Here is a 12513-nt window from a genome sequence, read left to right as displayed (position 1 = left end):
GGTCTGTCCGACCGACCGGAGGCGCCATGCCACGTCCGCCCCCGGTTCCCTGCAGCGTACTGCCGCCCTCACTCCGCCGTGGTCGATCTGACGGACTGTCGGGATCGTGCGCAGTGCTGACTTCCCTCGTCCTAGGCGCGGCAGCGCAGCATCGTCAGCGGGGGATTGGCGGCGTAGTCGTCCCAGAAGTCCTCGCCGTACTCGCGGACCCCGGCGGGGGAGATCTCCAGGGGGACCCAGGTGATCTCGCTGAACCCGGCTGCCCGCAGGCACTGCTCCAGGACCTCGCGGCTCGGCGGGTTGGCGACGAAGGAGATGGGCGGGTCGAGCAGCGCGGTGATCTTCACCCGCGGCCCGATCTCGGTCTCCTCGCCGAGCGACTCGCACAGGAAGCCGTACTTGGCAAGTGACGGCCCGTCGAACCGGAGGTCCGGGCTCTGGGTGAAGACGAAGAACTCGCCGCCCGCCGCGATGCTCCGGTGGATCCTGCGACACATCTGCTCGATGGTCGCGACGTCCGGGGCGTAGTTGAACAGCTGGACCGCGACCGCGAGGTCGAAGGGCTTGTCGAAGGCACGCAGCTCGGCGACGTCGCCGATCTCGTACTGCACGCCCAGCGGGTCACGGCCCTCGATCGCCTCGGCGGCCTCGACCATCGCGGAGGAGATGTCGACGCCGAGCACGTGCGAGGCGCCGCGGCGCTTGAACTCCCGGCTGTAGAAGCCGGTTCCGGAGGCCAGGTCGAGGACCGACCGGCCCGTGACGTCGCCGACGAGGCCCAGGAAACCGGGAACCTCCCCGTAACGCGTCAGCGGGAGGGTCTTGAAGCCCTCGAACGCCTCGCCGATCCCGTCGTACAGCTGACCGCTCATGGTGGGTCCCCCTCTGTCCGTTCTGTCCATGGTGATGGCTGTCCATGGCGTCGGCCCAAGGACGGGCCGCGGCACTGGCAGGAAGTCTCCACCCGGCCGGGCGGGGCGGCGTACTGGCCGAAGGCCCAAAGATCAGGTGGCTGCGGCCGGTACGGTTCGTGCGCACATCAGACGACCCGTCAGCCGCGCACGTGCAGCCCGAAGCCCGTGCGGCCCGCGGGCTCGAGCCCCTCCCTCAGGTGCAGCGAGGGGATCTCGTAGTCACCGAAGTTCTGCTGCCGGAAAGCGATCGGCTCGGTCGACTCCAGCGAGAGCCGGCGTTCCCGCCACGCCTTGGCGACGTCCTGGTAGTCCTCGGCGGTCAGCCGGTCGGTGCCGTACAGCACGAAGGGTGGCAGCACCTCGATGCCCGGGTAGTAGAGGACGCCGTGGTGGATCGGGAACAGCAGGTCCTCGATGGGTCCGTTGATGCCGCGAGCGGCGTAGTGCGACTCCGGACCGCCGGCGGTCACCGACAGCAGCGCCCGCCGGCCCGCGAGGGTGCCCTCGCCGAAGCGCTCGCCGTACTGGGTGTCGCTGTGTTCGCCGACGCCGTAGGCGAAGTGGCAGCCCCGCCGAGGACAGGCTGCGGGTGCTCGCCTCCCTCGGCGCCGACAGCGCATTCCCCGGAAAAAGCCCCGAGAAACATCAGGAACCGGTCGGACAAACCGAGTCGGCGGATCCGGGCAGCAAAGTGGTCCATGCGCGGCAATACCGGAGTTGAGCAGGCCAACCGGCCCATATGCGACGGCCTCCTCGACCCGTATGTCTGCGTTTACTCGCGTTGCTCGAAGTAGTTGTTGCCGCATTGCCAAACCGTGCGGTATGAAATACCCGGATCTTGGTCGCCCCTAGCGGGCGCCCAGGGAGTCGGCCACGCTGTCGAGCGCGCGGGGAGGGCGCATTGGGGTGAAGTCGCCCCAGCGGGCCGGAATGCCGTATTCCTTCCGAGCATATTCACCGAATCAACTCCGCAGAGCCACAAGCTCGCACGCTTTCGGGTCAGCCCGGCCTCCACACATATGACAGGGCTACGATTCCCATGACCTCAGACTTCAAGAGTTTCCGCTATCTGGTGGCGGGTAACGCCATATCCGCCTACGGCAGCTATTTGAATCTCGTGGCGCTCAATCTCTATGCATTGAGCACCACAGGGAGCGCCGGGCAGACCGGCCTCATCATGGCCGTGCGCCTGGCCGTCGCGTTCTGCATGGGCTTCGTGTCCGGCTCGATCGTCTCCCGCTTCAATCGCAAGTTCGTGATGATCTTCGGCGACCTGTCGCAGGCCGTCGCGCTGACGGTGCTGCTCACGGTTCCGGCGGACGCGCGGCCCGCCCTGCTCTACGTGGTCGCCGTGGTCGCCGGGGTCGGCGGGACGCTGTCGAGCGTCGCACTGCGCAGCAGCATCCCGGTGATCGTCGGGCAGGACCAGCGGGTCCGGGCCAACGGGCTGCTGACCTCCGGACGCTCGCTGGCGATGGTGGCGGGCTTCGCCTCGGCCGGCATCGTGGTGACCGCCTTCGGCTTCCGCACGGCGTTCGCGGTCGACGCGGCCACCTTCGTCCTCTCCGCCGCGAACATGGCCCGGCTGCCCCTGAAGCTGCGCAGGTCCGAGTCGGCGGCGCCGTCCGCGGGCGGCGGGTCGATCTCGCCGATGATCGGGCTGCGGATCCTGCGCGCCACCCCGGTACTGCTCGTGATGATCGCGATCCGTGCGGTGGACGGCCTCGGCTCGGCTTCGCACAACGTGGGCCTGCCGGTGTACTCGACGGCGCTCAACCCCGCGCATCCCGCGGAGTTCGTCAGCCGCTTCTGGGCGATCTGGGCCGTCGGCAACATCCTGATGCAGCGCGGCCTGGTCCGATACCTGAAGAAGAGCGGACGCTCGATCGGCGAGAACGCCTTCTCCGTCGGCACGATCCTGATGTCCGCCTCCTTCATCATCGCCTTCACCGGCCCGCCCCTGATCGTGGGCGTCGTCGTCGCGCTGTGCGCCGGACTCGCCGACGGATTCACCGACAACGCCTACGCGTCCCGCCTGCAGACGGTGAGCGACGACGACCGCGGCTATGTCTTCGGCTTCTCCTCGATGGCAGAGAACCTCGGCTTTGGCTCCGGCATGGTGGTCAGCGCCCTGCTGCTCGACCATCACAGCCCGCTGTGGGTGGTCGGCGTCTCCCACGGTGTCGCGATCGCCTGCGGCGTCGCGTTCCTGAGCTACGTGTTCGTCGCGAGGCGGCGGGAAGCGCGCCGATCCGGCGGCGAGAAGGCGGCGGCTCCGCTCGATTCGGCGGCGGTGGGCGGGGAGGCGAGATGACCGACCGGCGTATCGCGGTCGTCGGCATGGCCTTCCGCTTTCCGGGTGCCGACGACGAACTCTCCTTCTGGCGCAACATCCGTGATGGCGTGTGCAGTGTGCAGCGCTTCACCGACGACCAACTCGCCGCGGCCGGAGTGCCTCCCGAGGAGTACCGCGAGGGCGACTTCATCGGCGCGAGCGCGTTGATCCCCGGGATCGCCGAGTTCGACGCCGGCTTCTTCGGCATGAGCGGAAGCACGGCGCGTGCCACGGATCCGCAGCAACGGCTGTTCCTCCAGGTCGCCTACCACGCCCTGGAGGACGCGGGCTACGCGGCGGTCCCGGACGGCGTGCGGGTCGGCGTCTTCGCGGGCCACGGCTACCACCTGTACGGGCACCGGACCTACCTGGTCAGCAACCTGATCCCGGAGGGCTGGCCCGACTGGGTCTCCGGGTCGCTGGTCACCAACGGCAACCACCCCGACTTCATCGCCACCCGGACCTCGTTCGCGCTCGGTCTGACCGGCCCCTCGCTGGGTGTGCAGAGCGCGTGCTCCACGGGGCTGACGGCCGTGCACATCGCGAGCCAGTCACTGCTCGCGGGGGACTCGGACGTCGCCGTGGCCGGGGCCGCCGCCGTGCACGTCCCGCAGGTGCTCGGCTTCCGGCACGTCAGGGGTTCCATCCTCTCGCGCACCGGCGTCTGCCGCGCCTTCGACGCGGCGGCCGACGGGACGGTCGGCGGCAACGGCGTCGCTGCCGTCATCCTCAAGCGTCTCGACGACGCCCTGGCCGACGGCGACACGATCCACGCCGTGCTGCTCGGCGGCGGCATCGGCAACGACGGCGCGTCCAAGGCCGGTTACAGCGCACCCAGTGCCGAGGGGCAGCGGCGGACGATCCGCCGCGCACTCGCGTCCGCCGGGGTCTCCGCGGATTCCGTCGGCTACCTCGAATCGCACGGCACCGGCACGTACAAGGGCGACCCGATCGAGTTCGAGGGCCTGACGACCGCGTTCCGGGAGGACACCGACCGGGTCGGCTACTGCGCGCTCGGCTCCACCAAGGCCAACCTCGGTCACCTGGACGCCTGCGCGGGCATGGCGAGCCTGATCAAGACGATCCTCGTGCTCAAGAACAGGACCATCCCGCCGATGGCGAACTTCAGTTCGCCGAATCCCCTGCTGCCGTTGGCGAGCAGCCCGTTCGACATCCCGGCGCAGGCGCGGCCGTGGCCTGCCGGGGACGGCCCGCGCCGGGCGGGGATCAACTCCCTTGGGGTCGGCGGGACCAATGTGCACCTGATCGTGGAGGAGGCGCCCGCACGAAGCCGTTCCAGCGCGACGCTGCCACCGCTGCCGTTGACGCCGGTGCCGCTCTCCGCGAAGTCGGCGCAGGCGCTGGCAGAGCTGCGCGAGAGCTACGTCGGTCATCTGCGCTCCGATGCCGGAGCGCAGGCGGCGGACGTGACACTCAGCGCGGCGGCCGGGCGGCCGCACTACGCGCACCGGACGGTCGCCCTGGGCCGCGATCTCGGCGAGGTCGCCGCGGAGTTGGCGAAGGCCGAGGGCGCGCCGTCCACAGGCGCACCCCTCGGGGAGAGCGGCGTCGCGTTCGTCTTCTCCGGCCAGGGCGGCGCCTATCGCGGCATGGCGCGCGCACTGTGGGATCACTTCCCGATCGTGCGGGCGACGCTGGAGGAGTGCGACCGGTACCACCAGGAGCTGACCGGCGCGTCGATGCTGCCCGCGATGCTCGGGACCGACGGCGACGTGCCGCGCGACGGCGCGGACGTGTGGCCGACCGAGCTCGCGCAGCCCGCGCTGTTCGCCTACCAGGTCGCCCAGTGCCGACTGTGGGAGTCGCTGGGCGTGCGGCCCCGCGTGGTCGCCGGCCACAGCGTCGGTGAGTACGCGGCGCTCTGTGCCGCGGGCGCGTTGACGGTGGCCGAAGGCATGCGCCTGACCGTGGGGCGCGGCCGGCTGATGCGCGACGCGAGCGTCGAGGCCGGCATGGTCGCGGTCCTCGCGGAGCGTGCCCACGTCGACGAACTGCTCGCGTCCGTGGCGGAGTTGGACCTCGCGGCCGTCAACGGCCGGGTGAACCACGTGCTCGCCGGGCCCTTCGCGTCAATTCGAAAGCTGCGCGACCTGTTGGACGCTGGGGGAGTCGAGTACGCGCCGCTCGCGGTGGACCGTGCCTTCCACTCCTGGCTCCTCGATCCGCTGCTCGGCGTCTGGCGCGCTCAGGCCGCCGCGGCGAGCACGGGAGAGCTCGCCATCCGATTCGTCGCCGGGCCGGACGGCGCGGTGTGCGAGCCCGGTTGGCGCCCGGACGCCGACTACCTGGTCCGGCAGACCCGTCGGCCCGTGCGGTTCGACCTGGTTCTGGCGCAGCTCGCCGAGGTCGGCGCGGTTGTCGAGATCGGTCCGGGAACGACCCTCACCGGCCTCGCCCGCCGCGCCCTGCCCGAGAAGACCGCGCTCCTGCTGCCCACGCAGCGGCGCGGGCGCGAGGCCGAGACGCTGCTCGAATCGCTGAGCGCCCTCTACCGCGCGGGGGCCGACATCGACTGGCACGCCCTCACCGCAGGGCGAGGCGGCGGTCGCGTGCCGCTGCCCCGCTACCCCTACCAACTCCGAACGTACTGGACCGGGCCGCTGCCGGACCCGTCCGTCCTCGCACCGACGCCCGCCACCCACTCCGAAGGGACCAGCATGCCCAGCTCCAGTGCGCCCACAACCTACGAGCAGCGGGTGCTCGACCGGATCGTCGAACTGACGGTCCGCCATCTCGGCTGCGAGCCCTCCGCGGTCGAGCCGGGGATCGCGTTCGTCGACTTCGGCGCCGACTCGCTTCAGATGATCAACATGGTGCGCGAGCTGGAGAAGGAGTACGCGGTCCGGGTGGGACTGCGCGAGGTCTTCGAGGAGGCCGGTTCGCCCGCGCTGCTCGCGGCCATGGTCGCCAAGCGCTCCGGCGGTGCGGCGAAGGCGGCCGAGACGGCGGCGGTTTCCGCCCCGACGGCAGCCAGCCCGGCTGCGCCCGCCGCTCCGGCGGCCCCGGCGGCTCCGGTGGTCCCCGCTTCGCCCGCAAGCCCGGCGGCGGTGACGCCGACCCCGACCCCGACCCCGGCTGCGGCCCCGACCCCGAGTCTTGAGGCGCTCGCCGAGCAGGTCAGGGTCCTGCAGCAGGTCCAGCTGCAGATGATGGAGCAGCTCTCCCAGCTCGTGTCGCTTCAGCTGTCGGGGGCCCGCCGTGAGAGTTGATGACGCATCAGCGCGGATGCTCGCCCTGAGCAAGCAGATCTCCGCCCAGCTCGCCGAGGCGACGGGCGCGCCGACGGGCGAGGCGGTGGAGCCGGCGGTGGAGTCGGCGGTCGACGCACCGGCCGCGAGCTCCGCTCGTCCGCAGGAGCACGGCCCGCGCGTCAGCGTGGCGCGCGAGTCCGGAATGGCTGGTTCCGCCGACGTGGCGCAGCGCGAGCACGTGGCGGGGCTCATCAGCAGCCTGACGGCGAAGACCCCGTCGTCCAAGGACGCGGCGCAGCGCTACCGCTCCGTGCTCGCCGACAGCCGCGCGGTCGTCGGATTCCGCAGCGCGACCAAGGAGATGCAGTACCCGATCGCGGGTCGCCGCGCGGCCGGCTCCCGCCTCGAGGACGTCGACGGCAACGACTACGTCGACATCACGATGGGCTTCGGCACGCTGCTCTTCGGGCACGAGCCCGCCTTCGTGACCGAGGCCGTGCGCGAGCACCTGTCGCGCGGCCTGCAGCTCGGCCCGCGCAACATCGAGACCGGCGAGGCGGCCCTGCAACTCGCCGAGCTCACCGGGATGGAGCGGGTCGCCTTCGCCAACTCGGGCACCGAGGCCAACAGCGCGGCAATCCGACTCGCCCGCAACGCCACCGGGCGCACGAAGATCGTGATGTTCCACGGTTCCTACCACGGCCATGCCGACAACGTCCTGGGCCGCTCGGTCCCGACCGAGGACGGCCGTCAGACGGTCCCGGTCTCCTCCGGCATCCCCGGCTCCGCCGTGGCCGACCTCGTCGTGCTCGACTACGGTTCGCCCGAGAGCCTGCGGGTCATCGACGAGCTCGGGCCGCAGATCGCCGCCGTGCTGGTCGAACCCGTGCAGAGCCGCAAGCCGTCCTTCCAGCCGGGCGAGTTCGTCCGCGAGCTGCGGGCGCTGACGACACGTCACGGCATCGTCCTGGTCTTCGACGAGATGCTCACCGGCCTGCGCCCGTGCCCCGGCGGGGCCCAGGAGTTCTACGGCGTGACCGCCGACCTGGCCACCTACGGCAAGGCGCTCGGCGGCGGGTTCCCGATCGGGGCCATCGCGGGCCGCGCCGACATCATGGACGGCGTCGACGGCGGGTTCTGGCGCTACGGCGACTCCAGCTACCCGCCGCGCGACACCACGTTCTTCGGCGGCACCTACATCCAGCACCCGGTCTCGATGGTGGCGGCGCACGCCGTGCTGACCCACCTGCTCGCCGAGGGGCCCGGCCTTCAACAGCGGCTCAACGCGCGCACCGACGCGTTCGTCGGCGAGCTCAACCGGTTCTTCGCCGACGAGGAGTTCCCGCTCCGCATCAACCACTTCGGCTCCATGTTCCGGTTCGAGCACCTGGCCGACATGGAACTCCTCTATCCCCACCTGCTGCTCAAGGGCGTGCTGGTCTGGGAGTGGCGCAACTTCTTCCTCTCCACCGCGCACACCGACGCGGACCTCGCATTCGTGTCGGACGCGGTGAAGAACTCGATGCGCGAGCTGCGCTCGGGCGGCTTCTTCCCCTCGGCCAAGGCGCCGCAGCGGCAGCCCTTGCCCGGGACGGCGTCCACGGCGGTCACCGAGCGCCCGGCCGCAGCGACGAGCCCTGCGCCGCAGCCCGTAGCGGATCCCGTGCCGGATCCCGTGCAGGCCAAGGCACTTGACTTCAGCGTCTACTTCTTCGGCGACTACCCGCGCGAGACCCCGGAGGAGGAGCGCTACGACCTCGTCGTCGACACCGCGCGCTTCGCCGACCAGCACGGCTTCCACGCGCTGTGGCTGCCCGAACGCCACTTCCACTCCTTCGGCGGCATCTCCCCGAACCCCTCGGTGCTCGCCGCCGCGCTCGCCCGGGAGACCTCGCAGATCCGGCTGCACGCGGGATCCGTGGTGCTCCCGCTGCACGACTCGATCCGCGTCGCCGAGGAGTGGGCGATGGTCGACGCGCTCTCCGGCGGACGCGCCGGGCTCGGGTTCGCGCCCGGCTGGCGGCCCGACGACTTCGTCTTCCACCCCGAGCGCTTCGGCAACCACCGCGACCTGATGTACGAACAGCTCGACGAGGTGCGCCGGTTGTGGCGCGGCGAGTCGGTGGAGCGTGCGTGCGGCAGTGGCCGCACGACCACCGTGCGGCTGTTCCCGAAGCCGGTCCAGGCCGAGCCGCCGATGTTCGCGGCCGTCGTCGGCAACCCGGTGTCGTACCGGCGCGCCGCGCGGAACGACCTCGGCATCATCACCAACCTGATGAGCCAGACGCCCGAGCAGTTGGCGGACAGCATCGACCTCTACCGCAAGGAGCGGGAGGCCGCCGGGCTCGACCCGGACGGTGGTCGCGTCGTCCTGCTCCTGCACACCTACCTGGGCCGGGAGCTCGCACAGGCGAGACGCGAGGCCTTCGGGCCGCTCAGCAGATACCTGCGCTCCTCCCTGTCGATGTTCGGGGACGTCGCCAACAGCCTCGGCTTCAACGTCGACCTCGACCAGATGACCGAGGACGACCTCGACTTCGTCTTCGAGCGCGCCTACGACCGGTACTGCGACCAGCGCTCGTTGATTGGGACCGTCGAGTCCTGCGCCCCGTTCGTGCGGCGGCTTCGGGAGGCGGGTGTGGACGAGATCGCCGCCCTCGTCGACTTCGGCGTTCCGGCGCGCGGCCTGTCCGCGAGCATGGAGGAACTCGACGCCCTGCGCAGGGCCTCGCAGCAGCAGCCGGAGACCGAACCCGTGACGCCCACGGCCGCCCCACGGATCGTCGTACGGACCGAGCCGGAGCCCGAGTTCACCCCAGAGCCCGCGGTCGCCCCCGAGCCGGTCGTCGCCCCTGCACCTGCGGTCGCCGCGGAGCCCGTCGTCGCCCCAGCCTCCGCCGGCCAGCAGCGCATGTGGTTCTCCGAGCAGCTCCTCGCCGGGCGTTCGGTGCACAACGAGGCCAAGGCGATCCGGCTGCGCGGCACCGTGGACGTCGACGCCCTGCGCACCGCGCTCGGCGGCCTGATCGAGCGGCACGCCAGCCTGCGCACCGTCTTCCGTGAGATCGACGGCGAGCTGTGCCAGATCGTGCGGCCCGAGGCCGAGGCCGAGCTCGACTTCGCCTTCGTCGACCGGTCCGGCGCCGACGAGGAGACGGTGGCCCGCGAGGCCCTCGACGAGGAGGGCCGCCGTCAGTTCGACCTGGCCGAGGGGCCGCTGTTCGCCGCGCGGCTGATCCGGCTGGCCCCGGACGCGCACGTGATGGTCTGGTCGATGCACCACATCGTCATCGACGCCCTGTCCACGATCATCATGTGCCGCGACGTCTCGGCCCTCTACCGCGCCGCGCTCGCGGGCCGCCCGGCGGACCTGCCTGAACTGACGTCGAGCTACGCGGACTTCGCCCACAGGCAGGCCGAGTCGGGTGACTCGGACACCGCGCGCGCGGACCTCGACTGGTGGGTGCGGCAGCTGGGCGACCGGCTGCCCGAACCGCAGCTGCCCGCGGACCGTCCCCGGCCCGAGGTGATGACGTCGCGCGGCCGCGCCGTGTTCACCACCTTCGACCTCGAACTCACCGCCGCGCTCAAGGAGCTGAGCCGCGCGCACGGCGTCACCCTCTTCACGCCGCTGCTCGCCGCGTTCGCCGTCATGGTGCGGCAGGTCGGGGATGGCGGGGACGAGGTGGTGCTGGGGACGCCGGCCTCGGTACGCCCCGAGGGCACTGAGGATCTGGTCGGGTTCCTGCTCAACCTGCTGGCCCTGCGCATCGACCTGTCCGGCGACCCGACCTTCGCGGAGCTGCTCGGGCGGGTGCGCGGCGTCGTGCTGGACGCCTACGACCGCTCGGACACGCCCTTCGAGCGGATCGTGCACGCGCTCGCGCTGCCGCGCCGCACCGACCGCACGCCGGTCTTCCAGGTGATCGTCGAGTTCGAGAACGAGCAGGTCTTCGACCTGGACCTGCCGGGGATCGAGGCCTCGGTGCTGGAGTTCGCGACCAGCCGTGCCGTCACCGACCTGACGGTCAACATGACCAACGGTGTGAACGGCGTCCTGTGCCAACTGGAGTACAACACCGACCTGTTCGACGCCGCGACGGTCGAGGGCTTCCTCGCGGTGTGGCGCTCGGTCCTCCGCGCCGGCTCGGTCGATCCGGGCCTGCGGCTGTCCGAGTTGGCGGCCTTGCGCGGCCGCGACGTCGAGATGCCGCGCTCGACGGTGCGTCACCTGGTCGACGTCCAGGCTGCGCGCCGTCCCGACGCCGTCGCGGTGGAGTCGTCGCAGGGCACTGTCAGCTACGGCGAGCTCGTTCGGCGTGCCGACCGGATCGCCGGGGCGCTCGCCGCGCGCGGCGTGGGCGTGGGCGACGTCGTCGCGCTGTGGCTGCCGCGTTCGGCGGATCTGATCGCGGCGATGCTCGCGGTGCACGGGCGGGGCGCGGCCTACCTGCCGCTCGACCCGGCGCTGGGGCGGCAGCGGGTCGACGTCGTGCTCGCCGAGAGCGGAGCCCGCGTGGTGCTCTCCGACTCCGCTGCGGACTCCGTGCGCGTGCCCGGGACCGACGTCCTAGACGTCCTCGACATTGCCGAGGCGTTGCGGGCCGAGCCGGTCGCGCCGGTCGACGGCCGCCCGGACGACGCGTGCTACGTGATCTACACCTCGGGCTCGACCGGTCGGCCGAAGGGCGTGGTCGCGACCCACGCGGGCGTGGTCAACCTCTGCGGCTGGCACCGCACGCGCTTCGGCTTCGGCGAGGAAGCGCGCGCGGCGATGGTGTGCGGCCAGAGCTTCGACGCCTCCGTACTGGAGGTCTGGCCCGCCCTGACCGCGGGCGGCACGGTCGTCGTCGCCGACGAGGCCGACCGGTTGGACACCCGCGCGCTGGCGAAGTGGCTGGGGGAGAAGGAGATCTCGGTCTCGATCGTCCCCACCCAGCTGGGAGCGGAACTGCTCACGCTGGCCGATGAGTTGCAGCCGGCGTCGTTGCGCCACCTGATGCTTGGCGGTGAGGAGATGCGACGCCGGCCGCGGCCCGGCCTGCCGTACCAGGTCCTGAATGTCTACGGGCCCACCGAGACCACGGTCCTGGTGACGACCGAGGCGGTCGCCGACGCGAGCGTCGATACCGGGCCGATCGCACTCGGCCGGGCGATCGACAACACCGCGCTGCACGTCCTCGACGAGCACGGCCGCCGCGTCGCCCCGGGTGACGAGGGCGAGCTGCACGTCGGCGGCACCGGGCTCGCCCAGGGCTACCTGGGCCGACCCGAGCTGACCGCGGAGCGGTTCGTGACCACCGAGTGGGGCCGGCTCTACCGCACGGGCGACCTGGTCAGGCTGCGCCCCGACGGCCGCCTGGAGTTCCGCGGTCGCGCCGACGACCAGGCCAAGATCCGCGGCTACCGGGTCGAGCCGGGCGAGGCCACGCACGCGCTGCTCGCGCTGGAGGAGGTCGCGGACGCCTTCGTCACCGCGCGCCGCGACCACCAGGGCGACGCGTACCTCGCGGGATACGTGGTTCCCAAGACACCGTCAGCCGACGTGGTGGGACGGATACGCGAGCGGCTCACGGGACGGCTCCCCGCCTACCTGGTGCCGACGCGCTGGGTCGTGCTGGACTCCCTGCCGCTGAACCCGAACGGGAAGATCGACAGGTCCGCCCTGCCGGAGCCCGGGCAGCAGCCAGCCCAACCGCCCGCCCAGGTGAAGGCCTCCGCGCCGGAGCCGGCACCTGAGCCGGAGCCCGCGCCTGCGGGCGCCGCAGCGGATCGGATCGCTGAGCGCGTACGCGCGCTGTGGTCCGCGGAGCTCGGGCAGCCGGTCGGCGAGGAGGTCGACGGTTCCTTCTTCGACCTCGGCGGTCACTCGATCAACGCGATGCGGCTGCTCAACCGGGTCCGTGACGAATTCGACCGCGACTACTCGATGATGGACTTCTACAAGGAACCCACCATCAAGGCCATGGTGGCCGGACTCGCGGGGAACGCCGCGGGGCCGGTCGGCGACGCTCCCACCACCTCCCGCGTCCGCGGCACGCTGTAGCGGGGG

General features: G+C 71.5%; 4 protein-coding genes and 1 pseudogene. 3 read left to right on the top strand and 2 right to left on the bottom strand.

Annotated elements, in window-relative coordinates:
- Positions 1-131 precede the first annotated feature (131 nt).
- Together I2501_RS19195 and I2501_RS19190 are read right to left on the bottom strand one after the other, a co-directional pair.
- Positions 132-872, bottom strand: a complete 741-nt coding sequence (locus I2501_RS19195) for a class I SAM-dependent methyltransferase (protein ID WP_196195304.1) — start codon at positions 870-872, stop codon at positions 132-134.
- A gap of 179 nt (positions 873-1051) precedes the next feature.
- Positions 1052-1474: pseudogene (locus I2501_RS19190) on the bottom strand (NAD(P)H-dependent oxidoreductase); the annotation flags it as partial.
- Between the two features lie 479 nt (positions 1475-1953).
- On the opposite strand from I2501_RS19190, the gene I2501_RS19185 reads away from it, so the two are divergent.
- From I2501_RS19185 to I2501_RS19175, 3 genes are read left to right on the top strand one after another with little or no spacing between them, the layout of a single operon-like run.
- Positions 1954-3228, top strand: a complete 1275-nt coding sequence (locus I2501_RS19185) for an MFS transporter (protein WP_196195303.1) — start codon at positions 1954-1956, stop codon at positions 3226-3228.
- The gene (locus I2501_RS19180; protein WP_196195302.1) at positions 3225-6479 is read left to right on the top strand and encodes a type I polyketide synthase; all 3255 of its coding nucleotides are present in this window, start codon (positions 3225-3227) and stop codon (positions 6477-6479) included. Before I2501_RS19185 ends, I2501_RS19180 begins: the two co-directional genes overlap by 4 nt.
- Entirely contained in the window at positions 6469-12507 is a 6039-nt protein-coding gene (locus I2501_RS19175; protein WP_328806469.1) for a MupA/Atu3671 family FMN-dependent luciferase-like monooxygenase, read from the top strand. The genes I2501_RS19180 and I2501_RS19175 overlap by 11 nt, the downstream gene beginning before the upstream one ends.
- Positions 12508-12513 lie beyond the last annotated feature (6 nt).

It is taken from the genome of Streptacidiphilus fuscans (genome assembly GCF_015690355.1).
GTDB lineage: Bacteria > Actinomycetota > Actinomycetes > Streptomycetales > Streptomycetaceae > Streptacidiphilus > Streptacidiphilus fuscans.
This window is presented reverse-complemented; position numbering and strand designations above follow the sequence as displayed.